The following is a 24220-nucleotide window of genomic DNA, read 5'->3' as shown; positions in this document are numbered from 1 at the left end:
CGAGGTGCTTCATTTTATTGACGGTGACCTCAGTTGGACCGTTGCTCCACGGCAGCGTCAATCAGACCGTCACGGCCGGCTCGGGGTGGCGATCGACGCGCTACACCTGTTGCGGAATCATCGTCCGGCTGATCAGCGCCGGCGCAGGGGATTACACGTCACCGCGCCAGCTTCGCTGTCCGGCAGCGCATTCGGAAAGCGAACCAAAGCGGATCACGAGATGTCGTGCGGCAGCGGCGGTTCAGGGGCTACTGGATATTGCCGCGCCATGGCAAGAGTCGGCCGAACCCAGCGCAGAGCAACCCGTTGCACACTGCACACCCTCTTGACCGGCACGGAGGCACCCTTTTCCGGCCGCGAGCACGCGCTGCGGGTGCAGATCAGCTGATGGGCTGGTGGCTGCGGAGACGCGGACCGGTGTGTGCAGGAAGGTGCTGGTAACCGTGCAGGGTGAATAGCGGCCGCCGCGTGGGCGGATCGGTCAATCGCAGGTCCGGAAACGCCTCGAACAGTGCGCGCAGGGCGTGCGCTGCTTCCATACGGGCCAGACCGGCGCCCAGGCACGCATGGCTACCGCCGCTGAAGGACAGGTGATTCTTGGCGTTGTCCCGGGTGATGTCGAAACGTGCCGGGTCGGTGAACACAGCAGGGTCGCGGTTCGCACCGGCCAGCGACAGCACCACGGTCGACCCCGCGCGCAGCCGGACACCGCCGATCTCCAACGCTGTCCGGGTGGTGCGAGCGGTGCTCTGCACCGGGGGGTCGATCCGGAGGATCTCCTCTACCGCATTGGGCCAGAGTGCCGGCTCAGCGCGCAACTGGTCCAGCTGATCGGGGTGGCGAAGCAGCCAGATGATGCCCTTGCCGATCAGGTTGACCGTGGTCTCGAAGCCTGCGGCCATCAGCAGGGTCGCCGACGCGCACAGTTCGTAGGTGGACAGATCGCCTGCGGTGACCAGGCTGCTGAGGATATCGTCGCCGGGTTCGGCGCGGAGGCGCTCGACGTGCTCGACGAGATACTGGTGCACCCGCTCCGAGGATTCCATCGCCCGCTGGTGCGTGCGCCATGAGATTCCGAAGTCGAGCAACGGACTGATGTCATCGCCCCAGCGCAGAAACATCTCGCGGTCAGAGTCCGGGAAGCCGAGCATCTCGGAGATGATGGCGATGGGCACCTGCGCCGCGTACCGCGCCACCAGATCGGTGGGCCCGTCGTCGGGGAGCGTCGCGAGCAGTTCCTCGGTGACCGTTTCGATCCTGTCGCGCAGCCGGGCGACGGCACGCGGGTTAAAGGCCGCGCTGACCGGTTTGCGCATCCGGGTGTGTTCGGGTCGGTCGATCACCAGCATCGACGGCGGATCGACAGGGGTCGGCGGGAGGGGCCGACGCTCCAGCGCGCGCAGAACAGGCTGCGGTATACCGAACACGGTCGGTATACCGACACCGAAACGGTTGTCGCGCAGTATCTCCCGGACCATATCGTGATCGAAGGTGATCCATACCGGAACGGCACGGTGCAACCCACCCGCCCCGCGCATCTCCTCGATCAGAGCGTACGGATTCTCGATACCCTTCGCGCTGCCGATCAACTGAGCGAACAGATCACCACGGCGGAGCGGTATCTTCTTGAACAGGCGGATCAACCCGTGATTGTTCACCCACCGATACACGTAATGCGGTTTCATCGAGCCCCTCGGTCGTCGAATCGCGTCCCTGTGGCCGTAACGAATATCACAGGAATCGCTGGCGCAGTGGGATCTCGAGACCTGGCAGAAGACGTGGCCTCGAGAGCGTGCGGATCACCCGTTCGGCGGTACGCGTGACAACGACTTTCGACGGATTGTCCGCGCTGATCCGCGCCGCCGCCACGCTATAGCCCGCCGTCCCCACCGCCCCCGCGATCCAGCGCAGCCAACATCGCCACGGTCGCCAGCATCCGCACCAGCGCCTCGAACCGGTCCGACACGTGCATCAGCGGGTTCGTACTCCACGGTCGCGCCCGCCACACACGGACCGCGACGGGCGCTCCGACACCCAGATCACCTCTTCTCGACCGCGTCGCCACCTTGGTGAAATCGTGGTCCGATTCGCACGTAGATTCGCGCGACCAAGAAACCGCAGGTCGCGTGTCGCAGGTTCGCATCCTACGGGGATTGCTGTCAGCTAACGCCCCAGCTCAGAGCGCCTATAGTGCGGAATAGCCAGCTGATCGGCCTTTGTGGATTGGCCTCGACGCGTTGGCCTCTCGGCGTGCGGCCGTTTCGGATCGCGCGATCGGTGGTGCGTTCGTTGGTCGGGTGCTGCGGTGGGGATTGGCGCAACCCCGGTCGAGGACTTGCCTGGTCGAATCGTGCTATGTAGGTGCGAGCGCGTTTCCAGGGGTCGTAGATGAACTCTGCGGGGCTGCGGTGCCAGTGCCGCGCGTAGAACTCGTCCAGATCCATTGCGATGGGCCGGGACTGACTTGCTTCGATCGGCGCAAGATGGCGGCTACCTTCGTGGGGTCGCGGCGGCCGACGGGTCCGCGTCACACACCGCGTCGGCGATTTAGGCCGTGTCCTGCTGGCAGCCAGGCAGACACCACCGCCACCATGAAAATCCTCTTACGGACCCAACGTTTCGCGACCCACGGCGGTTGATCCCTACGAACACCCAGTTCGAGAAGGAGGAATCCGCCATGATGCAGAGCCCCACCGCCCCTGGCGACTTTGCCCATTCACACCCGGTGCCGTCACCCAGCGGCGGGACCGCCATCACGGCCGGGGTGCTCGCCTGCCTCGGCGGTACGCACCGGCTGCTGAGTATTCTTGTGCTCATCGCCGGGATAGCGCTGTTGAGCGACGTCGACGCGGAGGGCGAAACCACTGGGGTGCGAATGCTTTTCGCGATCTCGATCCCGGTCTTCTTGATCGCCGGTTCGCTGTTGCTTGCCGGTGGCATCCAGATGTTTCGCAAGCATGCCTCGGGCCGTCGGCTGATCGTCATCGGCTGTGCGGTCGACATCGCCTACATCATCATCGAGACAGTGGTCGTGCTTGCCGTTGCCGGAGCCTCCGATGACTACGGTGTGATCGGCAGCCCGCTGTTCGCCATACTCGTGGCCGTGTTCCCGATCGCCACGATCATCCTGACCTTGGCGACATCGACCACGCGGTGGCTCGAGTATCGGTCATAAGATACCGAGAGACGACAGGGAGCCAGACCACATGAGCGCGCCACTCGATCCCGCCCAGGCCCGTGATATTTCCTTTGCCGCCCTGCTGCGTGTGGTGTTGCACGAATGTGCGCGGGCCCCACTCACGCTGCTCACCGCCGATACCGAACCGGCCCTCATCCGGATCGCCCGCGGTGGTGAGCAGCGGGAGCAGGCATTCGCCGAAATGCTGGTGGAGGCATACGAGTCGGCGAGCGAGATGCTGCTGGCCCGCATCACCAAGTTGACGCGCAACCGCGCCGACGCCGACGACATCGTGCAGACCGCGTTCATGCGGGTGTACGCGCGCTGGCCGGACCACATCACCGACGTCGAAGGGCTCCGGAAGTACCTGTGGACCACGGCGGAAAACCTGGTGAAGGATGCCATGGTCCGGGCCGCGAAGGACGGGGAACGGCTGGATTCCGGTGGGCATGAACGCCTCTCGGTCCTCGCCGCCCATGCCGGCCTACCGTTCGACGACATGATCGCCTTGCGGGACATGCTGATCCGGCTCTTGGACGCACTGCCGCCGAGGGAACGCCAGGCGGTCATCATCTACACCTACGAGGGAAACACCTACAAAGAGACCGCTCGGGTCATGGGCGTGGCGGAGGGCACCGTCAAGGGATACGTCCACGACGGGCTGTTGCGAGTCCGCAAATACCTCGAAGAGCAGGTCGCTTGATCGTCAGTTCCCTCGGCAGGGTGGGGTGTTGCCGGCGCCCACCGGCAGCTGGTCACGTTCGGCCCGGGTGTAGTCGCGGTCATTGATCGCGCAGAGCCGTCCCAGTACGTCATCGCGGTCGAGATTGATCGAGTACCGTCCGACACCTCCGCTGCCGGAATACCTGCCGGGATTCAGCGCGTACAGGGCATCTCCGGAGAGATCCCCGTACCGCTGGTCCGAGATCTTCACATCGAAGATCTTTACGCTGCGATCGAAGTCCCAGATCTCCAGTATCCCGAGGTGATCGACCACGAGCAGGCCATCGTCGGTCATGCCAACCCCATTGCCCGACGGAAACGGTTGTGCAGAAGGAGATTCCACACCGCTGTCGAAGTTCTCCACGGTGTCTTCCCCGGACTCGTACCTGATGTATATCTGGGGAGCGGCAGGGCTGACGAAGGCATCCTGCCTCTTGCCGCGATCGATCGGTTTGACGGGTACCGAGCGGAGTACTCGTCCGTCATCCAGGGCCCGTACGGTATCGCCGTCGATGTTCTCGGTGAAGAACTGGTCGTTGTGCGTCGGGATGAGGGCCGCCTGCGCGCCAGCCCGTACCATCCACACCAGTTCGTCGATGTCGCGCCAAGTCCGCACGGTCTGGCCGAGCTGTTTCCCATCGCTGATCCGCCACCGGGTGACCGAGCCCGCATGGAAGAAGGCCAACTCGTCGTCGCCGGGCTGCATGATGGATGTCGGTCGCCGCAGTCCAGGTCCGAGTTCGGGCGGGACAGGTAACGAAATACGTTGCTCGACAGCGAGTCCGGGCAGCGAGAAGATGGTGATGACCCCCGTCGCACCGGCCACGACGAAATGCTTCCCGTCGGCAGTGATCCGGTAGGCAGATTCGGGCGGAATCGACCCACGCACGGCAAGGCCCACCGTGATACGCGCGACTTCCCTTATGGCAGGAGTCATTTCGACGACGCGCACCGTTGCGTTCGCATCTTCTGGGCCGCATGCGACTTCCACAACGAACGAGCCGTCGGGACTCCACTGGACAATTCGCTGCTCGGTGGCCGGTCCGGCGAACACATTCATGTCCGAGATCGCCACGGCGGGCGCGAATCGGAGCAGGCCACTCGGCGTGAACTGTGCCAGCCTCGGGCCGTCGTCGGCAGGGGCGACCAGTACCGTGGCCGACATGTCCCGAGGGCTGGCTGTTTGGACAACGAAGGCCTGGCCGGTCCGTAGGTCGATGAGTTGAGTCTGGCCGAGCGTATCGCCGGCGAGGATACTCGTCGACCACGCGTACCGTCCGCTGCTATCGACGGCCCACTGGCAATCCTCGGTCGTCGAGCCCGAGCCGCGCGGCGTCCGCAGACGTTCGGCCCCCGTCAACGCGTCCGAGACGACCAGTTGGTTGTCGGAACATCCGACCACCAGGCCGGTCGAGGTGATATTACCGGCTGGCAATTCCCGAATCGGCTGTCCGGTCTTGGCGTCGCGCACGACGTTGCGCGTGATCCCGATTTTCGACTCGCGCATCGCGATCATGCTGCCGGTCGGGTCGACATAGTCCGGAAACTGGGCGAAATCCCCCAGCGGAGGCGGGGAAGAGACCAGAACGGGCCCGGCACCCGCCATGTCGTACACCTCCAGCAGGTCGGTGTGCTGTGCCTGCTGCAGCTCTGCCCGTTGGACCTGCGCTCGGTTGAGTCGCACCGCGAGCCAGCGCCCGGTCTGATCCCAGCCGGTCGACACGCCATTGGGCAGCAGCGGCGCAGGCTCCGGCGGACGGACCAACGCAGGACCGGTGCGGTTTCGAACATCCCAGACGGCGACCGCACCATTGTCGGTCACCACGGCGAGTGCGGAGCCGTTCCGACTCAGGTTCAGCGAGGCGACCGTCCCGGCGATCGGTGGAAGTCGCCACGGCATCGGCTCATCGCCGAGCACACCGGTCCAGACTGTGACGTCGCGGCCCTCAGCGACCGCGACCTCGGACCCGTCGCCACTTGCCGCCCCGAATGTCGCATCGCGCCACAGGCCGGTCCGGTAATCCGTGACGGAGGACATCCGCACTTGTTGATACAGCAGTGCCGTCCGCACCATGTCGTCGTCCGGCGCATACCGCGCTGCGGCCTGCGCGAATTGCAGCGCCTTGTCCAGGTCGGAGTCGGCCACCCGCATGGATTCCGCCGCGAGGCTGCGCCCCGCCTGCAACCGCAACTGCGCCGCGCGAGCCGCACTGCTCCGGTAGGCGAGCACCGCCATCGACGTGGCCACGACCACCAGAACGGTGAGCGCTGCGGCCACCGCCCGCAGGCGCCGCACCTCCCGCCCGCGCAGCCGGCGGCTGGCCGCGATGAATTCCTGATGTGCTTGCGGCACATCGGATTTTCGAGCCTCGAGCTGGTCCTTCGCGGTCTCGAGAGCGGTACCGCGCAGCAACGCCTCGTGCTCGCGACCGCGCCGTTCCCAGTTGTCCAGGTCCTGCGCGAGGTGTTGCTGCCAGGCGCGGAAATCGCGGTCGGACTGCAGCAGGTCGTGCAGCCGTTCCCAGTTGTCGATGAGCGCTTGGTGTGCGAGCTCGACGGTGTCCGCGCCGTTCTTGTCGCGACCGACGACGACCAGGCGGTCGAGCGCCAGCCGCCCGGCCACACCGCGGAGTTCGGGGTACTCCCGCATCGGCAGCACCGCTCGGAGGAATCCGGCGCTGTTCGAGGTCGGCACCGCGAGCAGCTTCAGTAGCCGTTCCGCGTCGTCCCGCTCGGCGGGATCGGTGAACTGCGCCATGACCCGCTCGGCCCGCCGGGCGATGGAAACCTCCACACTGCCGACGTTTTCGTAATCAGCCAGGGTGATCCGGCCACCGGTGTGCCGAACCCACAGATCCGACAGCACCGACGCCAGCAACGGCAACCCGCCGGGCTGGTCGAAAACACCGTCGATCAGCCGCTGCACCACCGCATCGTCCAGCATCACTCCGGCACGCGCGGCGGGGCGGCTGATGACGTCGCGCAGTTGGGCACGGCTCAGCGGAGCCACCGCAACCGTTGTGCTGCTGAGGAATTCGGCGAGTTCGGCGTCGAGTAGGTCGTCCAGCGCGTCCCAGCGCAACGTCAGCACGATCGCCAGGCGTCCCTCGGTGTCGGCGCGGGTGAGCTCGAGCAACGCCTGCGATAGCGCACGGGCCTGCCGCGGGGCCGCCACTGCCAGATCTTCGAACTGGTCGACGAACAACACCGTGCCGTGCGGCGGAAGCTGTTGCAGCAGTGAGGCCACGTCAGTGGTGTCGGGCGCGGGCGCGGCCTGCTCGATCAACCAGGTAGACAGTGGCTCGTCCGCGGCGATGCCGGAGCCGATCGCGCGCACACCGGATTCCGTCGCAGCGTCGCCGCTGAGCCGGAATGCGGCGATCTGCCACCCCTGCTGCCGCAATCGCGGTATCACCCCGGCTCGGATCAACGAGGACTTGCCGGTACCGGAACGTCCCACCACCGCCGCGAAACCGCTCTGCCGCAGGGTCTCCCGCACCCGCGCGATATCGTCGTCTCGCCCGTAGAAGAACTCTGCGTGCTCCTCGTCGAACGGCGCCATACCGCGATACGGGCTCGACAGCAGCGCCGGATTCAGCCGCAGCACCTCGTCGATGGGAAGCATGAACGCGGTGCGGGTGTAGCGGCGGCGGTCGGCAGCGACCGCCATTCCGGTCACGGCATGCGCCTCGGTGTCCCAAACGGCGGCGCCACTGAACCCCTCGGTGATCGGCTGCCCGCCGGTCGCTGCCTGCAGCTGCACCCAGCCCTGGCTTTGCGGCGCTCGAAACTCGCCGGACACCCAGACACCGCCGGGCATCTCGGCCGGAAATCCGAACATCCGGAACTCGCCACCCCAGGGCTGGCCGGCAGGCCAGAACGGCAGCGGCGCAATGGAATCCGGGGGCGAATCGAGGAGCTCCAAGATGGCGATATCGCCGCGGCCGTCCGCGCGGATGGGGGTCCAGTGCCGGACCCGGGCGAGTATCGGAACTGCGGCATCCGTTGACGGAAAGTCCACGGCCACAGGCTCTTCGGGCCGTTCGCCGTCCGTCGGTTCCCGACCCAGCGCCGCCGATACGACGTGCGCGCACGTCGCAATCAGAGTGGGCCGCAACAGAAATCCGGCACCGACCACATCGCCGGTAGGCGTTAGAATCCGCGCTGATGCCCAGCCGAGCCGACCGGTTTCCGCAATCCCTTGCACGCGTCGAACCCTCCCCGGGAAGTTCGGCAAGCGTAGCAAATCCACCGATGGTGTGAAGGAATCGTCGCCGAGCACGGGCAGGAGACCGGAGATCGAATTCCGCGGTCCCTTCGGGATCTGAACTTCAGTCGCGCCGGCTACACAGCGCCATCGGCGCCAGATGGCATCCGAACCGAATCTTGTTGGCGCTGCGAGCCTCTGACGGGACGAGTGCATGTCGAGGCGGCTTCGCTCGCCTTCGTGAGTCCGGCCGGACGGTCAGAACTGTGGCAAGTCCTCCCACTCGCTCGACAGTCGGGCAGACCACGCCGGTTTGCGGCGGGTGAGCCGGGCGCGCATTCCTTCCGCGGCGTCGGGTGTGCCCATGACCCGCAGGTGCAGTTCGGTTTCGAGCGCGGCGACGCGGGTGGGGTCGTAGCCGTGGATCGCGGTGTCCCACAGCAGTCGTTTGCTCAAAGCCGCGGACATCGGCGCGACATTTGCGGCTATATCGGCGGCCATCGCGAGAGCGGCGGGCAGCACGTCGGCGGCCGGTAGGCAGCGGGTGGCGAGGCCGAGTCGCACTGCTTCCTGGCCGTCGAAAGTCCGTCCCGACAATAGGATGTCGGCCGCGACCGACATGCCCGCGACCTTGGCCACGGTCCAGTGCGCCATCGCGTCGGGCACGACGCCGAGGCGCACCTGGGGAATGGCGTAGCGGGCGGCGTCGGCGACCAGGCGGATGTCGGCCTGCATCGCCAGAGTCAGCCCGATGCCGATCGCGTGCCCGTTCACCGCGGCGATCACCGGTTTTCGCAGGGCGAAGGCGGGTGGGTCGACCGGTGATGCGGAAAATGCCGCGCTGTCGGGCTTTTCGAACGTCGTCGCACCGCCGGCCAGATCCGCTCCGGCGCAGAAGGCCGGGGCGGCGCCGGTCAGCACGATGACCCGGACATCGTCGTCGGCATTGAGATCGCGGTAGGCCAGGCCGAGCGCGCGCCCCATCGCGGCGGTGAAAGCATTGCGGCGCTCCGGCCGGTCCAATGTCACCACCGCGACGCCCTCGGCGATGTCGATCCGCACGTCGCTCATGCCTGCGCCTCGCTGACGCTCGGCTCCGGCATGACCGACCTTATCGGCTGTGTTGATGCTCGCTCGCTGCGCTCGCTCACGCGACCTGCAATTCCGTGACCAGGTCCCTGATGTGTGCGTCGGCGACGGCGTAACCCGGGAAATAGCAACAGATCCGGTCGGCGACGGCACCGAAGCGCACCATGATCTCGGCGGCGCATTCTTCGGGCGTGCCGTAGACGGCGAGAGTCTCGAGCATCCGGTGATCGATCAGTTCGGTCATCGCGGTGACCTGGCCGCGCTTGGACAGCGTATTCAGTTCCGGCTGGAGCTCACCCCAGCCCTCGACATCGAGGACCGGACGATAGGCGGGCGTCGATCCGTAGAAGGCGAGCAGCCGGCGAACACCGACGGCGGCAGCCTCGAGTTCGCCGGCGGTCCGGCCCATCGCGACGATCACCTGCGGATAGATCGCCAGCTCCGCGGCATCGCGACCGGCGCGCGTCAGGCCCTCGGCGATGGCAGGCTGGGTGCGCTCGGCGAAATGCCGGACACTGTTGAACGGCATGACCAGCAGCCCGTCGGCCACCTCGGCCGCGGTTCTGGTCATGATCGGGCCGAGCGCGCCGAGGCAGACCTCCGGCATGCCATAGGGATTGGGGCCGGGGTCGAAGGTGGGCGGCATCAAGGTATGCCGGGTGAATTCGCCCTCGAAGCGCAACGGCGTGCCGTGCTGCCAGGAGCCGAGGATGGCCTTGACCGCCAGCACCGCTTCCCGCATCCGTGCCGCCGGCTGCGACCACTGCCCGCCGTACCGCTTGTCGATGTGCGCGCGGGTCTGCGAACCCAGGCCAAGCCGGAACCGGCCGCGGCTGAGCAGATGCAGGTCGTAGGCCGCATGCGCCAGGTGCACGGGGCTGCGCGGGAGAGCGATGGCGACGTTGGTCATCAGGTCGACGGGTTCGGCACCGGTCGCCGCCAGAGTCAGCGGCAGGAAGACATCGTGGGCCCCTTCGAAGGTGAACAGGCCGTCGGCGCCGCACGCGACCAATTCGTTTGCCCGCGAGACGGCTTCGTCGGGACGACCGTTCAGCTGGAGATCGATCTTCATTGTTGCGCCGTCCTACCCGCGGCCACCAGCGCGTACAGCGCGTCGGCCATTCTCGACACGAACAGCTCGGCCTCCTCGCTGCCACGCGAGAGCGCGTGGAAGGTCGTTGTCCCCGCGAGTATCTCGAAGACGAATTCGGCATCGGCGCCGGGCGCGATCCGGCCGTCGTCGACCGCGCCGCCGAGCAGCTCGGCGAACGCCTTGCGCACCGGGGCCCCGATCGCCAGCAGCCGCCGCCGCGCCTCCTCCGTCTGTGAATCGGCCAGCAGGCCCGGCACTCCGGCTCGCGCGGCGGGGCTGTCCGCGCGAGCGAGGAAGATGCGCACCCAGGTCGCGAGGTCGGCCCGCAGGTCCCCGGTCGGCTCGGGCGGCGCGTACGCGCCCGGACCGTGAATGGCCTCCTCCAGCAGGGCCTGCCGAGTCGGCCAGCGTCGATAGATCGCCGGTGTGTTCACCCCGGCGCGCTTGGCAATCGCCACGACCGTGGTCTGCGGATATCCCATTTCGGCCAATAACTGCCGCGCCGCGATGAGCACGGCGAGGTCTTTATCGGCATCACGCGGCCGACCGGGGCGCGGCGAGGTCTGCGAAGTCACCATTACATAGTAACCTGTAACGTTATTCGGCCCGCCGCAATCCGAGGTCGCACCTACACGCCGGCGAGCAGCTGCTCGATCCGTGCGACGCAGAATGCGGTCACATCGATCTCCGGCGGTAGCTGTAGCCGGTGCGCCATCCGTAGCAACGGGATACTGAGCAGGACGGCCGCCAGTATCTCGTTGTAGCGCAGGTTGCGCACCGTCATCCCACTGCGGTCCTCGTAGCGTGCGATCGTCTCCTCCCGGGTGGGCGTTCCCGGAAGCCTTTCGGTGTTTTGGAATTCCGAGCACGCCCAATCCAGGAACAGCATCCATGCGAGGTCGGCCTCGTGGTCGCCTATGTAGGCGATCTCCCAGTCGAGGACACCGGTGACCCGGAAATCGCTGTCGTAGAGGATGTTCGACATGCGGGCGTCGCCCCAGCACAGCGTGACGTGCTCGGGTACATACAGATTGGCGCGCAGCCAGTCCACGGCCCGGCGCAACACGGGTGGCTGAATGGTCGAAGCCCAGTCGAGCGCGGCGTCGACGTAACCGATCATCTGCTCGAGCGGCGCGGTGCCGAATTGCGGAAACGACAGGAAGTCCATATTCAGTGTGCGCCAGTCGAGCCGGTGGATTTCGGCGATGGTGTCGACACAGCCCCGCCACATCTTCGCGCGCTGGGCCGGCTCGGCGTCGAAGTACAGCCCGGCCGAGTGGTAGGACGGGAGGTCACCGGGCGCACTGCCCTCGATCCGGTCCATCACGAAGTACGGACTGCCGAGGGCTTCGGCGCCGCGATCCAGCCAACGCACGGCGGGAACAGGGAGGGCAGTGTCAGCGAGCCGGCGCATGACCAGCACCTGTCGCAGTAGATCGTAGTCGGGAAACAACGCCACCTCGGGCGGGCGGCGCAGCACCAGCGACACCGGCTCGGCGTCGTCGCATTCGAGGTCGAACAGGAAGGTCTCGGTCGCCAGCCCGCGCGGGCTGGCCGACCAATTCGTCACCCGGACGGAGTCCGCGCCGGGAAATCCGGCCCGCAGGACGGGGACGACGGCGGTCGGCAGATCGGCTGCCGTGGGCCGAGCGGTCATCAGTAGCCCTCGTATCCGTAGCGGGCATTGCGCCCCATGAACACCATCTCCACCAGCCCGTACCCGACTTTGCCTTCGCTGCTCTCGATCTTGCAGAAGGTCTCGGTGAGCATGCTGACCTGGCGCAGTTCGTCGGTATCGGTCAGGTCGACGGTGAAGCCGTCGCTGTAGAACGGGCCTTTCCAAATACCCGACGCGTATCCGCGGTACATGTCGTAGCCCGCCAATCCCGGCCAGAAGTCCTGGAGCGCGGTGACCGTGAAGGTACGGGTACTGCCGTCGGCGGCGTTCGTGGTGAAGCAACCCTCCGACACGATCCGGAAGTCGTCACGGAACCGCAGGTCGTGGGTCACGCTGACGATCGGCACAATCGCCGCCCGCGCCTCGATCGGCTGCTGGATGGAGCCCTCGAAATGCCAGCGCTGACCGTCGGCGGTCTCGCGCTGTGCGAAATGCACCAACTCGTCGTCGAACTGGAAGATGCCCATGAAGTACAGGACGCCCTCGGGGATCTCCGAGGGCTGCAGGCCACCGCCCTCGGAGAGGCTGCCACCACCGCCGCCGTGCCTGGTACCCCATGAGTGGTCGCGACCGAACCACCAGGTGCTCGGATCGATGTCGATGCGTTCGCCGTCGACCTCGAGCCAGCCGGAGATCTCGCCGTTCTGGTAGTAGCGCCGCGCATCCTCGCGGACCCGGCCGTGGGTGCGGAAGAAGGCGGGTTCCTGCTCGTAGGCGGGGAACTGTCCGGCGAAGTTCAGCTCGAGGCGGACACCGTGGTCGTTGTCACCCAGGGTGGCCCGCACCCCGCGCAGTGGCTCGGTGATCTCGTAGCGGTAGGGGCCGACCTGCCAGGCGCCCAGGTCGTCGTAGTTGCCGCCGATCTCGCGTGACAGGCGAGCCACGTGCGCCTTGCCGTCGACAGTGACCATCGCGTAGGCGTCCATGACATTGCGGTTGGGGTAGCGGGCCATACCGGTCATCACGCTCACCCGGCCGGTGGTGTCGAAGCCGTAGAGCACGATCCGCTCGGTCCAGCGCAAATCGCTCTGGACGACGTGGTCGAACGTCGTCGGCAATTGATGGCAGAGCAGTTCGTCCTGGGGAGTCAGCATGGGCGTTTCCTTCGAGAGTGGGGGTAGAACACGTTTCAAGTTAGCTAATTTGAATACACCATGAAGCGTTTTTGAAAAGCTCCCGATCTCGGCTACGCTCGGCCGACGTCGAAGGAGGAGTTATCGGTGAGTGAACGCCGCGAGGCCCGGCCGGGACCGGGCCGCCCCCGGGACCCGCAACTGGATGATCAGGTGCTGCGCGCCACCCAGGAACTGCTGGTGGAACAAGGTTTTCAGGCCACCACCATCCAGGGTGTCGCACGCCGGGCCGGGGTGGTCGCCACCTCGATCTACCGCCGGTGGCCGAACCGGATTCATCTCGTCGAGGACGCGATCTTCGCCCTCGACAGCGGCGTCGTCCCGCAGCCGACGGGCGACATCCGCGCGGATCTGCTCGCCTGGACCCGCCTGTTCTTCGCAGCCGCCACCCATCCCGCGGCTCGCTCCGGCATCCCCGGCCTGCTCTCGGCCTACCACGACGACGAGCAGAGTTACCGCAGGCTGCGCGAACGCGGCGAGGGCCTCGCCCGGGTCGCGCTGCGCGCCACCATCGACGCGGCGATCGACTCCGGTCAGGTCGCCCCCGGCTGCGATCCCGACCTGATCTTCGAATTCCTGCGCGGCGCAACGCTGCTGCGCGCCCTCACCCGCGGCGACGAGGACGGCGAACAATTCTGCCGCCAGACCGCCGCGGCACTGGTCACCCTGGCCGTCCACCACGAAAGTACGACATGAGAACTTCCTATCGCCGCCTGCTCGCCGCGGCGGCGGCCGTGCTGGTGATGCCCGCCGCCAGCGGCATCGCACAGCCCGACTCCGCGGGGGTCGTGCTGGAAAACCGCGACATCGCCGAGACCGCCGTCGCCCGCGCCACCTGCGCGGGCGACGCGCTACCCGAACCCGGCCTCCAAGGCGACGTGCCCGCCGGCGAACGCGACAGCCGCAGCAGCACACATGGTTACCGGTGCAACATCAGCCGCATCGGCGGCTACGCGGGCCGCGGCGCCGGGATCACCTCGACTCAGTTCGAGCACTGCGTCTATCTGGGCAGCTTCTTCCCCGGCAATCTGCTCGGTCCCGCGCAGGGCGTGCAGGTGGTCGACGTCGGCGATCCAGCGAACCCGGTGCTCACCGCCACGCTCACCGAACCGGCCATGCTGGCGGGAACCTGGGAAAGCCTCAAGGTCAACGCCGCGCGAAAGTTGCTGGTGGGCACGGGAGTTCCCGCATTCACCGGGGCAGGGCTGATCTCGGTCTACGACATCTCCGACTGCGCGCATCCGCGCCTGCTCAACCCGGGCCCCGGCACCGATCTGAGCCTGCCGGTCCCGATCACGGCACACGAAGGCGGGTTCTCTCCCGACGGCCGCACCTATTGGGCCTCGGGCGTCATCCCTGGGATCGTCAGCGCCATCGACCTGACCGATCCGGCCGACCCCCGCGTGATCTGGCAGGGGATGCCGGGCCAGTCCATGCACGGCATGGGCCTGCGCGCCGACGGCAACCGCCTGTATCTCGCCAACAACATGGGCGGTCTGACCATTTTGGACACCTCCGCGGTGCAGCGGCGCGATCCCGATCCGCAAGTGCCGATCCTTGCCCAGCTGACCTGGACCGACGGCTGGGCGACCCAGCAGAACGTCCCCGTCACCTATCACGGCGTGCCCTACCTGTTCAGCGCCGACGAGGCCGGATCCGGCGGCGTCAAACTCATCGACATCTCCGACGACGCACATCCGCGCGTGGTGAACACGATCAAGCTGGAGATCAACCTGCCACAGCACCGCGACAGTGCGATGGCATCCAGCATGGGCGGCTCACTGTTCGCCTACGACGCCCACTACTGCTCCGCCGACCGCCCGGTTAACCCCACCGCGCTCGCATGCGGCTGGATCTCCTCCGGCATCCGGGTGTTCGACGTGCGCGACCCGTTGCGCGTGCGCGAGATCGCCTACTACAACCCACCCGCGCGTACCGGTCAGAACAGCGAGCTGTGGAACTCCCCGCATGCGCTCGCATCGATCATCGGAGTTCCGCTGCTCAGCGCGCCCTCGGTGATGCAGGCCGTCGAGTCGGGCGCCTTCGATTCCGAGCAGGCACAGAGTTCGCGCACCGGCGACGTGGCTTTCGGCGACCTCTCCACCGACTGGTGCTTCTCCGCTCCCGAGTGGCGCGGCAATCAGCTGTGGGCCGCCTGTGCGGACAACGGGCTGCTCACCTTGGAGTTGTCCCCCGAGGTGTACACCCCACCCGCCGACCAGCACTCGACGGTCGGCTCATGAGCGAACTAGTTGAGTACAGCATCGCGGAGCGATTCGATGAGGGGCGGTGGCCGGGCGACGGGTGGGCGCGAATCATGTGCCGGCGCGCCGTGCGCATGCCGGAGCCGAGCGTCAGCGAGGCGCGGGCATGAGCCGACGAGTGCTGCTCGGCGCCGCGGTCGCCGCGTCGATCCTGCTCCTGCTGGTGCTCGGCGCGGCCGTACGCCCGCTCGTAGTCTCCGAGACCGCCACTGCCGCACCAATATTGACGTCCACCGAGATCGGCTTCGTACAGGACATGACCGGCCACCATCAGCAGGCGCTGATCCTGGTCGAGCGCCTCGCCCCCGATATCGACCCCACCGTACGACGGCTGGCCGACCAGATCGCCGATGCCCAGCGCCTGGAGATCGGCACGATGCTCGGCTGGCTCCGGTTGGCCGGGGCGACTCCGACCAACCCGCACCCGATGTCGTGGATGCCCTCCGGTCACCACAGCGCCGCGCCGGCGACCATGCCCGGCATGGCTACCCGCGCCGACCTCGACGCCCTCACTCGGGCACACGGCGCCGAGGCCGAAACGCTGTTTCTGCGCCTGATGTATCGCCACCACCAGGGCGGAGTCGCCATGGCCCAGACGTTCGACCAGTTGGCCACCGGCGGCCCGGTCGAACAGGCGGCCCGCGACATGATCAGCACGCAGAGCCAGGAGTCCGGGATCATCGGCCTGCTGATCACCCAGCACGGCGCGACAGCGGCCGGCTGAGTACCCGAACTCAGGCGGGCGCGACCAGCTCGCGGATCGTGGTGCGCACCTCGCCGACTGCCGGGACCGTGGCGAATTCGACCGACTCGTGCCAGAAGTCCGACAGCCGGGCGGCCGTGCGGCCGGTGGGGCGGTCGTCCAGTGACAACACCGGACCGACCTGCTCGGCCGCGTGTTCGGGCTCGCCGAGCATCAACTGCAGGCGGGCGGAGGAGATCGCGGCCATCGCCGGTGTCACGAATTCCTGTGGCACCGGAGGGTGAACATCGCCGAAGGCGATCCGTGCCAGGTCGGGTCGGGTGGCGAAGAGCTGACGGTAACTTTTGCCGAGTAGCCGCCACTGCTGTCCCGGCCCCGGCCAGTCGCGGCGCGGCCCGAGAAGCATGCCGATGGTGGCCGCGGTGAGGCTGCGGTCGGCGGCGCGATCACCGGCCGCGGTCTCGGCGGCTTCGCAACGGCATTCCGCGGCTACGACGATCGCGCGCTGGAACGCGGCCTGCTCGCCGAGAATGCCGTGCGCGTACGCCTCCAGCTCGGCAAGGGCGACCCGCAGCAGCGGCGTCGCCGTGCGGCGCGCCAGATACTGGGCGAGCTGAGCTATCTCCAGTCCCTCCTCCGGCCTGCCGCTATCGAGGAGCTGCCAGGTCGACTCGGTGAGGATCGCGGCGGTCAGCAGCGAGTCCCCCGCGGCGTGGGCCAGCCGCGCGGCGACGACCGAGTACCTGCGCGCGGCGGTGATGTCCTCCACGTCCCAGCTCATGGCGGCGGCGATATCGGCAAGCTCCGCGCCGACCCGCAGGGCGCGTCCATACCTGTTCGAGTCCGAAAGCTGCTGCAATCGAGGCAGATTCGCGGCCAGCCATGCCATGACAACGCGGCGCGGCGTCTGCCCGTCGCCCCATTGCCTGCTACGCGCCCAGGTCGCGAGCTGCTCGGCGGCCGCCAGCTCGGTCACAGCGAAGGTGGGGTGTCGAGCGCGCGTGCGCGCGACGGGCGGCAACAGCAGCGACGACAGTTGGCTGGGCAGATCGTCGAGCTCGCTGACCGACTCGACGGTCAGCCGGACGCGCAGGTGAACCAGCGGCATACCTAGCGCCGACTCATATGCGGCTATGTGCTCGGCACGCACCGCGCGGGCCCCGGTCTCGAGCTGGCCCAGGTACGGCTTGGAATAGTTCGTGCGCGCGGCCATGCCCTGCAGGCTGATCCCCGCAGCCGTTCGTGCGACACGCAGCGCCGAGCCGACCTCGCTCATGGCTCCACCTCGCTAACGCTCGGCTCCACCACGAGCGAGGGCTCGACCGCGCCTACTGTTCGCTCGCTGCGCTCACTCATGCCTCCACCTCGCTAACGCTCGGCTCCACCACGAGCGAGGGCTCGACCGCGCCTACTGTTCGCTCGCTGCGCTCACTCATGCCTCCACCTCGCTAACGCTCGGCTCCACCACGAGCGAGGGCTCGACCGCGCCTACTGTTCGCTCGCTGCGCTCACTCATGCGAGGTCCGCGACAGTGCAGGTCGACTTGTACATCGCTTCGAGAATACGTCGCCGGCATTTTGCAGCGCGGGTGTCTGCAAAGAGTCTGCAAGACCGCGCTGCCCGCCTTGCGCAGCCATTTGTCTCCCTATCGTCCGACATCGTGAGCAACAACTTCGTCTTGTCCGATCGGCGCCCGCGCAACGGCGCCCGGGTTGGGCTGACCATCCTCGCGCTGATCGTCGCCGCGGCGACCGGGATGACACCGGCGGCCGCGACGCCGCCCTACCAGCCCGCCGGCCAGGTCGAAGCCACCTATTACGCGCCAGGCCCCTGGACGGTGGCCGAGCGGACCGGTGTCGACTGCTGCACGTCGACCGGCGACAGCTACGACATCTGGTATCCGACCGATCTCGGGGCGCACGGCGTCGTCCACCCGGTCATCACCTGGGGCAACGGCACCATGGCCCACCCGCGCGAATACGCGTATCTGCTCGCGCACCTCGCGTCGTGGGGATTCGTGGTCATCGCCGCCGACCGGACCGACACCGGCACCGGCATTCAGATGCTCGACGCGGTGCGGTACCTGGCCCGTGAGAACAGCGACCCGAACAGCATCTTCAGCGGCAAGATCGACACCGGCCGGGCCGGCGCGACGGGGCATTCGCAAGGTGGTCTCGGCGCGATCAACGCGCTCGCGCGCGGCGGCGGCGCCGTCAGCACCGCGGTGACTCTCGAGATGCCGTTGTCGGCGGTCTGCGCGTCGCTGCCGTCGGCCGAGGGCCGGGGCGCCTGTATCGACCCCACCGCGGTGACCTCGGGTTCGGTGCTGCTGGTCAACGGTTCGGCCGACGGCATCTCGCCCGCGACCCAGCCGGCCCCGCCGGAGTTGATCGGTGCACAGTCGATGCAGGCGTACTACGACGCGCTGCCCCCCGGACTACCCAAGGCCCGCGCGGCGGTGGTCGGCGCCCAGCACAACGATGTCCAGGGCCAGCCGGACTGCACCAACTTCAGTTGCACCGAGGGCGTCTACCGCTACCTCGGCTACCTGACCGCCTGGTTCATGGACCGATTGCGCGGCGATTGCGCCGCCCGCGGCGCGTTCCTCGCCGACACCGGCGAGCTCCTGCACAACCCCCACTGGTCCGATCAAGCCAGCACCATCACCCCGTGACCGAAAGGCTGCATTTTTCATGGAAGACGACATCGAGAAACTACTCGCCAAGCTGGATCTGGACGGCAAGCTGCGACTGATCTCCGGCGCGAGCCTGTTCCGGATGGCCGGTGACCCCTCGATCGGCCTCCCCGAGATGCCGGTCTCCGACGGTCCCTCCGGTGTGCGTGGCGAGAATTGGGACGAGCGCGATCCGTCGGTGAGCCTGCCCTCGGGCACCGCGATCGGCGCGACCTGGAATCCGGCGCTGCTCACCGAGATCGGCGCCGTCATCGCCGCCGAGGCCCGCCGCAAAGGCGTCTACGCGGTCCTCGGCCCGACAATGAACCTGCACCGTTCCCCGCTGGGCGGCAGGCATTTCGAGTGTTTCTCCGAAGATCCGCTACTCACCGCCGAGATGGCCGACGCCTACGTGCGGGCCGTGCAGGCGCACGGGGTCAGCGCGTGCCCGAAGCACTACGTGGCCAACGATTCCGAGACCGATCGCTTCACCGTCGACGTCCGCGTCGACGACCGGGCACTGCGTGAGCTGTACCTCTACCCGTTCGAGCGCACCGTCGAGGCGGGGGCGTGGATGATCATGGACGCCTACAACTCCGTCAACGGCACCACCATGACCGAGAGCCCCTTGCTCAACGAACCACTCAAGGGCGCATGGGGATTCGACGGCGTGGTGGTCTCGGACTGGACCGCAGTCCGCACCACCGAGAGCGCGGCGCAGGGCACCGACCTGTGCATGCCCGGGCCGCCGCACCTGTGGGGTGAACCGCTGGCCGCCGCCGTGCGCGCGGGCGAGATCGCCGAGTCTGCCATCGACGACAAGGTGCGCCGCATCCTGCGCTTCGCCCAGCGCGTCGGTGCCCTGGACGGAACCCCGCAGCCCACACCGGTTTTCAGTGACGAGCAAGCACAGGATCTGGTCCGCCGGGTCGCCGCACAAGCGATGGTTCTGGTGCGCAACGACGGCGTCCTGCCCCTGGCACCGGACACGGCGGTCGCCCTGCTGGGCCCGTCGGCGGGCGAACCCCGCTTTCTCGGCGGTGGCAGGCGACCGTGATCCCCGGCCACACCACCACCCCGGCGGAGGGCCTGACCGGCCGGCTGCCGCTGACTCACACCGCCGGTGTCCACCTGTCCGAGGACCTGATTCCCGCCCCGCCGGCGATCATGACCGATCCCGAGACCGGCGAACCCGGACTGTCCGTGCGGTATCTGACAGGTGACATCGTGCTCGGCACCCAGCACCGCACCACGAGCCGCCTCGTGCTGCTCGGCGAACCGCTGGCCGCACGATCGAACGTGGTCGAGATGCGCACTCGGCTGCGTGCCGACATGGCCGGTGACTGGCAGATCGGTTTCGGCGGCGTCGGCCATATCCGGCTCGACCTCGACGGCGAGACCGTGCTGGACGAGAACGTGGCCCTGGATTCCGGCGATCCGGCGGCAGCGCTGCTCAACCCGCCCCAGCGTCACGTGACTCGCACGCTCGCCGTCGGCGACGAGGTCCAGGTACGGCTCGTGACCAGCATCGAGGAGGCGATGCCCGGTCTCGGCATCATTCTCGGCGCGACCCTCGGTATCCGGCGGCCTCAGCGCGATGACGACGAGGAGTTCGCGGCCGCGATCCAACTAGCGCGCGCGGCCGAGGTGGCCGTGGTCGTGGTCGGCACCACCGAGCAGATCGAGAGCGAGGGCGTCGACCGCACCTCCCTGCGGCTGCCCGGCCGTCAGGACGACCTGGTCGCCGCCGTCGCGGCGGTGAACCCGCGCACCGTCGTGGTGGTGAATTCCGGTGCGCCGGTGGAGATGCCGTGGCGTGACGAGGTCGCCGCGGTGCTGCTGGCCTGGTTCCCCGGCCAGGAGTTCGGCGCGGCGCTGGCCGACGTGCTCACCGGCACCGCCGAACCCGGCGGCCGGCTGCCGACCACCTGGCCGAAGACCATGGCCGACGTCCCGGTTCTGAACACCGCACCCGTCGACGGCGTCCTCGACTACACCGAAGGCATCCACATCGGTTACCGCGCGTGGCTGCGGGCAGGGATCGAACCCGCCTATCCCTTCGGCCACGGCCTCGGCTACACGACCTGGTCGACCGACGATCTGGTCGTCGAAGGGCGCACCGTCTCGATCACGGTGACCAATACCGGAGATCGCGAAGGCAAACAGGTCGTCCAGGTGTACCTCTCACGCCCGGACAGCGCCGTGGATCGACCGGTCCGCTGGCTGGCCGGCTTCACCGCCGTCACCCTGGCACCAGGCGAATCCCGGACCGTAGCGATCCCCTTGCCCGAGCGCGCATTCCAGCATTGGGGACCAGCCGGCTGGGAGACCGAGCCCGGCGAGTTCACCGCCCAGGTAGGCACCTCGGTCGCCGATCTCCCCCACACCGCCTATATCTACTGCCCCTTCTGATCGACCATCTCGAACGCAGTTCCCGAACAACGGAGCGTGGCCATGTCCACCAGTACCTCTCAACTCGACATCGACGATGACACCGGTCGGCTCGACGGTGCCTCGCGCACAAGGATTTTCACGGTTCTTGCGGTGATCGTCCTGTTCTCCGAGATCGCCCCGATGCAGTACACGATCGTCGCGGCGGCACTACAGAAGATCGCGCCGAGCTTCCCGGGCGTCGGGGCCAACATCAACTGGGCGATCATCGTGTTCGGATTGGTCGGTGCGGCCGCGTCTCCGTTGATCGGCAAGATGAGTGACGTGTGGGGCAAGAAGCGGATGTTCCTCATCTGCGGTGTGCTGTTCGTCATCGGCTGCGTGCTCGACGCGACCACCTCGAACTGGGCCGTCTTCCTGTTCGGTCGCTGCCTGCAGGCCACCGCCATCGCGACCGCGGTGATCGCCTACGGCCTCATCCGAGACTTGATGCCGCGCGACATGGTGCCCCTCGCACTCGGTTTCACGGCCACCGGTTTCGGTGTCGCCTCCATCGCGGGCCCGATCCTGGGCGGCTACCTGGTCGACAACTACAGCTGGCGTGCGATCTTCTGGGTACTCGCTTCGTTCAGCTTGATGCTGCTGCCGATGGTGTGGCTGATCGTGCCCGAATCCAAGCTGCGGGTGTCCGAGCGGATCGACGTCGTCGGCGCCGCGCTGCTGTCCGGTGGCGCCGCGCTCATCCTGATCTACGTCGACAAGGGTCATGACTGGGGTTGGGCAAGGCCGACCACGCTGGCCTGGCTGATCGCGGGCATCGCGCTGCTCGTCCTGTTCGTCGTTGTCGAAAAACGCGTCTCGACACCGGTCATGGACATGAACCTGCTGTTCCATCCGCGCGTCGCGTTGGTGCTCGCCGGTGCGCTCTTCGCGTCCCTGCAAATCGGCATCGTCTCCTACGCCATCGCCTACATGGCCCAGACCCCACCCGAGCCGACCGTCGTCACCGGCGTCCAGCAGGGCACGCTGGCCGAGATCCAGGAGATGACGGGTCGGGTGCTGCCGCCCGAGGCCGTGCAGGTCAGCCTCGATCCCGGGTACACCTACGGCAGTGGGTACACCCTGCTCGAGTTCGCCTTCCGGATCGCGCTGCTCGGCTCGGTGATCACGATGATCTTCGGCGCGGTGGCCGGCCTGCTGGCCAAGCGCGTCGGAGCCCGACTGCCGCTGGTTGCCGCCCTGTTCATCTTCGCCGGTGCGGGGATCGCCTTCGCGGTGTTGCCGCTGACCACCACCAACTTCCTGATCGTGAACTCGATCTTCAGCATCGGATTCGGGATGTATTACGCCTGCATGCCGATCCTGCTGGTCGATGCGGTTCCACAGGAACAACAAGGCATCAGTCTCGGCATGCTCGGTGTCATGCAATCCATGGGAGTCGCGATCGGCCTGGCCATCGTCACCGCATTCCTGCACAACAACAGCATGAGCGCCCTGGTGAGCGTCGGCGGGCAAACCCAACCAGCCACACCGCTGCCGGACCTGTTCGGTGATCACGGCTACCAGTTGGGTTTCTGGGTCTGCGCGGCCGCCTCGATGCTCGCCCTCTCGTTCGCGCTGGTAATGCAGCACGGCCGCACCCCGGCCACCGGCGGCATCGCCCACTGACCATGATCGCCGCGTCACATCGATGAGCACCGTCGGTCTACCCTCAGCGACCGAAGGGCGTGATCAGCAATGTATTGGCAAACCTCCGAATTGCTACCGATCTTGTAGTAGTTTGACTGACTACCGTCGCTGGTGCGATCGCGTCGTCATCGGCGGCGGGTTCGAATCGAACGGGTGCACGCGTCGGCCCGCTGCGGAGTTGAGCGCTGCTGGTGTGCCGGCGCGGATCGTCTTCCGGCCCAGGGGGACCCATGCATGGGGATATCCGCACGATGCACTGCACAATTCGTGGCCCATGTTCGCGGCCGCGATCGGCGCCTGATCGGTTCCGAAGACCGCATGATCACCCAAAAGCGACCATTCACACAGCGAATCCATCCCTCGCCGGACACCCCCCGTTTCGCTCGTAGCGGGCGACCTCGGGCGGCGTCGACTAATCGCGAATAAACCGCCAAATGTGTTGTGGGAAGCCATATCTTCCTATATGGGCCGCCGTTGCCGATTTGTTTGCCGGGAATCGGCGGGGGTACGCGCAGACAGAACGTCCTTATTGTCAGCGCCGATCGATTTCGAGTGGTGATGACCTGCGCAGCCAAGGCAGCTCGAGGAGAGGATTGATTGCGATGACGGTTGGTCTCGACGTTCGATCCGAGCGTGAGCGCATTGCCCGCGCGTGCCGCCCGGGGCAGCCCTTGCCCGAATTTGTCTACAGCAGCGACGAGGACGCGTTGTGGTCGCGTGTTTTCGCGACACTTTGCGCTATGCACGAGCAGGTCAGTTGCGCGCACTATCGTTCGGCCGCTCGCCGCATGAAGTTGCCCGCCGGCCGGGTACCACAATTGAGTGAGGTCTCGCGCACGCTTCGTTCGTTGACCGGCTTCGAGCTTGCGCCGGCTATCGGAAGCCTACCGGGCCGCCTGTTTTACGGCCCTCTTGCCGACGGCGTCCTCCACGCGACCCCGGATGTGCGCCCCGCTACCGAGCAATCGTTCTCGCCTGAGCCCGATGTCATCCACGAACTGGTCGGACATGCGGTAATGCTTGCCGATCCGGAATTCGCGGAACTGTATCGCTGCTTCGGACGAGCCGCCAACGACGCCGTCTCGAACGAGGCCAGGACAGCGATCGCGCGGTTGTTCTGGTTCACCCTGGAGGTCGGCGTGGTCTCCGAAAAGGGTCACCCGCGAGCGTATGGAGCTGCCATCTTGTCCTCGGTCACGGAGATGGAGTCTTTCGTGGATGCGGATTTGAGGGAGTTCCGAGTCGAGGACATAGTCGCCAGCGGCATCGACGACAGCATTTGTCAACCTGTCCTCTTCGTCGCCGATTCGGTCAGCCGGATGATGGATGAGGTAAAGGGCTTCCTCGGGACAAGCGTCGGTTCGTGACGGTGCTGTCGCTCGCTATCTGCATGATTAC

At 67.0% G+C, this 24220-nt stretch carries 19 protein-coding genes; 11 read left to right on the top strand and 8 right to left on the bottom strand.

The window, feature by feature from the left end:
* Positions 1–380 precede the first annotated feature (380 nt).
* A complete protein-coding gene (locus ACQP2U_RS03795) occupies positions 381–1685 on the bottom strand; it encodes a cytochrome P450 (protein WP_433713411.1) in 1305 nt (434 codons plus the stop codon).
* Between the two features lie 992 nt (positions 1686–2677).
* On the opposite strand from ACQP2U_RS03795, the gene ACQP2U_RS03790 reads away from it, so the two are divergent.
* Together ACQP2U_RS03790 and ACQP2U_RS03785 are read left to right on the top strand one after the other, a co-directional pair.
* Positions 2678–3175, top strand: coding sequence for a hypothetical protein (locus ACQP2U_RS03790; RefSeq protein ID WP_433713410.1), 498 nt, complete (start codon positions 2678–2680; stop codon positions 3173–3175).
* Positions 3176–3206: 31 nt separating this feature from the next.
* Positions 3207–3881 carry an RNA polymerase sigma factor gene (locus ACQP2U_RS03785; RefSeq protein WP_433713409.1) on the top strand — a complete coding sequence of 225 codons (675 nt, stop codon included), beginning with the start codon at positions 3207–3209 and terminating at the stop codon, positions 3879–3881.
* Between the two features lie 3 nt (positions 3882–3884).
* On the opposite strand, the gene ACQP2U_RS03780 is transcribed toward ACQP2U_RS03785, so the two are convergent.
* From ACQP2U_RS03780 to ACQP2U_RS03755, 6 genes are all read right to left on the bottom strand, one after another.
* A complete protein-coding gene (locus ACQP2U_RS03780) occupies positions 3885–8324 on the bottom strand; it encodes a trypsin-like peptidase domain-containing protein (protein WP_433713408.1) in 4440 nt (1479 codons plus the stop codon).
* Positions 8325–8366: 42 nt separating this feature from the next.
* On the bottom strand, positions 8367–9179 hold the full coding sequence (locus ACQP2U_RS03775; protein WP_433713407.1) for an enoyl-CoA hydratase/isomerase family protein: 813 nt from the start codon (positions 9177–9179) through the stop codon (positions 8367–8369).
* 76 nt (positions 9180–9255) lie between these two features.
* Positions 9256–10269, bottom strand: a complete 1014-nt coding sequence (locus tag ACQP2U_RS03770; RefSeq protein WP_433713406.1) for a TIGR03617 family F420-dependent LLM class oxidoreductase — start codon at positions 10267–10269, stop codon at positions 9256–9258.
* The gene (locus ACQP2U_RS03765; RefSeq protein WP_433713405.1) at positions 10266–10868 is read right to left on the bottom strand and encodes a TetR/AcrR family transcriptional regulator; all 603 of its coding nucleotides are present in this window, start codon (positions 10866–10868) and stop codon (positions 10266–10268) included. Before ACQP2U_RS03765 ends, ACQP2U_RS03770 begins: the two co-directional genes overlap by 4 nt.
* A gap of 50 nt (positions 10869–10918) precedes the next feature.
* Positions 10919–11947 (bottom strand): phosphotransferase family protein, encoded by a 1029-nt coding sequence (locus ACQP2U_RS03760; protein ID WP_433713404.1) that lies wholly within the window; start codon positions 11945–11947, stop codon positions 10919–10921.
* Complete coding sequence (locus tag ACQP2U_RS03755) at positions 11947–13062, bottom strand: hypothetical protein (protein ID WP_433713403.1); 1116 nt, start codon at positions 13060–13062, stop codon at positions 11947–11949. The genes ACQP2U_RS03760 and ACQP2U_RS03755 overlap by 1 nt, the downstream gene beginning before the upstream one ends.
* Positions 13063–13188: 126 nt before the next feature.
* Between ACQP2U_RS03755 and ACQP2U_RS03750 the strand changes: the two genes are divergently transcribed.
* From ACQP2U_RS03750 to ACQP2U_RS03735, 4 genes are read left to right on the top strand one after another with little or no spacing between them, the layout of a single operon-like run.
* Positions 13189–13797 (top strand): TetR/AcrR family transcriptional regulator, encoded by a 609-nt coding sequence (locus ACQP2U_RS03750; protein ID WP_433713402.1) that lies wholly within the window; start codon positions 13189–13191, stop codon positions 13795–13797.
* Positions 13794–15344: an LVIVD repeat-containing protein gene (locus ACQP2U_RS03745; protein WP_433713401.1), complete on the top strand. Its 1551-nt coding sequence runs from the start codon at positions 13794–13796 to the stop codon at positions 15342–15344. Before ACQP2U_RS03750 ends, ACQP2U_RS03745 begins: the two co-directional genes overlap by 4 nt.
* Positions 15341–15475, top strand: a complete 135-nt coding sequence (locus ACQP2U_RS03740) for a hypothetical protein (RefSeq protein WP_433713400.1) — start codon at positions 15341–15343, stop codon at positions 15473–15475. The genes ACQP2U_RS03745 and ACQP2U_RS03740 overlap by 4 nt, the downstream gene beginning before the upstream one ends.
* Positions 15472–16089 carry a DUF305 domain-containing protein gene (locus ACQP2U_RS03735; protein ID WP_433713399.1) on the top strand — a complete coding sequence of 206 codons (618 nt, stop codon included), beginning with the start codon at positions 15472–15474 and terminating at the stop codon, positions 16087–16089. Before ACQP2U_RS03740 ends, ACQP2U_RS03735 begins: the two co-directional genes overlap by 4 nt.
* A gap of 10 nt (positions 16090–16099) precedes the next feature.
* On the opposite strand, the gene ACQP2U_RS03730 is transcribed toward ACQP2U_RS03735, so the two are convergent.
* Entirely contained in the window at positions 16100–17344 is a 1245-nt protein-coding gene (locus tag ACQP2U_RS03730; protein WP_433713398.1) for a helix-turn-helix domain-containing protein, read from the bottom strand.
* Between the two features lie 255 nt (positions 17345–17599).
* Here ACQP2U_RS03730 and ACQP2U_RS03725 point away from each other — a divergent pair, with 255 nt between their 5' ends.
* The 5 genes from ACQP2U_RS03725 (at position 17600) to ACQP2U_RS03705 (ending at position 24189) form a co-directional block, all read left to right on the top strand.
* Positions 17600–18742 (top strand): hypothetical protein, encoded by a 1143-nt coding sequence (locus ACQP2U_RS03725; RefSeq protein ID WP_433713397.1) that lies wholly within the window; start codon positions 17600–17602, stop codon positions 18740–18742.
* A gap of 19 nt (positions 18743–18761) precedes the next feature.
* Positions 18762–19799: a glycoside hydrolase family 3 protein gene (locus tag ACQP2U_RS03720; RefSeq protein ID WP_433713396.1), complete on the top strand. Its 1038-nt coding sequence runs from the start codon at positions 18762–18764 to the stop codon at positions 19797–19799.
* Positions 19796–21154, top strand: a complete 1359-nt coding sequence (locus tag ACQP2U_RS03715) for a glycoside hydrolase family 3 C-terminal domain-containing protein (RefSeq protein ID WP_433713395.1) — start codon at positions 19796–19798, stop codon at positions 21152–21154. The genes ACQP2U_RS03720 and ACQP2U_RS03715 overlap by 4 nt, the downstream gene beginning before the upstream one ends.
* 42 nt (positions 21155–21196) lie before the next feature.
* Positions 21197–22801: an MFS transporter gene (locus ACQP2U_RS03710; protein ID WP_433713394.1), complete on the top strand. Its 1605-nt coding sequence runs from the start codon at positions 21197–21199 to the stop codon at positions 22799–22801.
* A 623-nt stretch (positions 22802–23424) separates the two neighbouring features.
* The gene (locus tag ACQP2U_RS03705; RefSeq protein WP_433716358.1) at positions 23425–24189 is read left to right on the top strand and encodes an amino acid hydroxylase; all 765 of its coding nucleotides are present in this window, start codon (positions 23425–23427) and stop codon (positions 24187–24189) included.
* Positions 24190–24220 lie beyond the last annotated feature (31 nt).

Origin of the sequence: Nocardia sp. CA-084685 (genome assembly GCF_050955785.1) — a bacterium.
In the GTDB taxonomy this organism is placed as follows: Bacteria; Actinomycetota; Actinomycetes; order Mycobacteriales; family Mycobacteriaceae; genus Nocardia.
The sequence above is the reverse complement of the archived record's forward strand: the minus strand, read 5'-3'. Positions and strand labels throughout refer to the sequence as shown.

Coding starts and splice junctions, on each gene's coding strand:
- ACQP2U_RS03795 (WP_433713411.1), bottom strand. CDS start 1,685: ATGAAACCGCATTACGTGTATCGGTGGGTGAACAATCACGGGTTGATC.
- ACQP2U_RS03790 (WP_433713410.1), top strand. CDS start 2,678: ATGATGCAGAGCCCCACCGCCCCTGGCGACTTTGCCCATTCACACCCG.
- ACQP2U_RS03785 (WP_433713409.1), top strand. CDS start 3,207: ATGAGCGCGCCACTCGATCCCGCCCAGGCCCGTGATATTTCCTTTGCC.
- ACQP2U_RS03780 (WP_433713408.1), bottom strand. CDS start 8,324: ATGCACTCGTCCCGTCAGAGGCTCGCAGCGCCAACAAGATTCGGTTCG.
- ACQP2U_RS03775 (WP_433713407.1), bottom strand. CDS start 9,179: ATGAGCGACGTGCGGATCGACATCGCCGAGGGCGTCGCGGTGGTGACA.
- ACQP2U_RS03770 (WP_433713406.1), bottom strand. CDS start 10,269: ATGAAGATCGATCTCCAGCTGAACGGTCGTCCCGACGAAGCCGTCTCG.
- ACQP2U_RS03765 (WP_433713405.1), bottom strand. CDS start 10,868: ATGGTGACTTCGCAGACCTCGCCGCGCCCCGGTCGGCCGCGTGATGCC.
- ACQP2U_RS03760 (WP_433713404.1), bottom strand. CDS start 11,947: ATGACCGCTCGGCCCACGGCAGCCGATCTGCCGACCGCCGTCGTCCCC.
- ACQP2U_RS03755 (WP_433713403.1), bottom strand. CDS start 13,062: ATGCTGACTCCCCAGGACGAACTGCTCTGCCATCAATTGCCGACGACG.
- ACQP2U_RS03745 (WP_433713401.1), top strand. CDS start 13,794: ATGAGAACTTCCTATCGCCGCCTGCTCGCCGCGGCGGCGGCCGTGCTG.
- ACQP2U_RS03740 (WP_433713400.1), top strand. CDS start 15,341: ATGAGCGAACTAGTTGAGTACAGCATCGCGGAGCGATTCGATGAGGGG.
- ACQP2U_RS03735 (WP_433713399.1), top strand. CDS start 15,472: ATGAGCCGACGAGTGCTGCTCGGCGCCGCGGTCGCCGCGTCGATCCTG.
- ACQP2U_RS03730 (WP_433713398.1), bottom strand. CDS start 17,344: ATGAGCGAGGTCGGCTCGGCGCTGCGTGTCGCACGAACGGCTGCGGGG.
- ACQP2U_RS03720 (WP_433713396.1), top strand. CDS start 18,762: ATGGAAGACGACATCGAGAAACTACTCGCCAAGCTGGATCTGGACGGC.
- ACQP2U_RS03710 (WP_433713394.1), top strand. CDS start 21,197: ATGTCCACCAGTACCTCTCAACTCGACATCGACGATGACACCGGTCGG.
- ACQP2U_RS03705 (WP_433716358.1), top strand. CDS start 23,425: ATGACGGTTGGTCTCGACGTTCGATCCGAGCGTGAGCGCATTGCCCGC.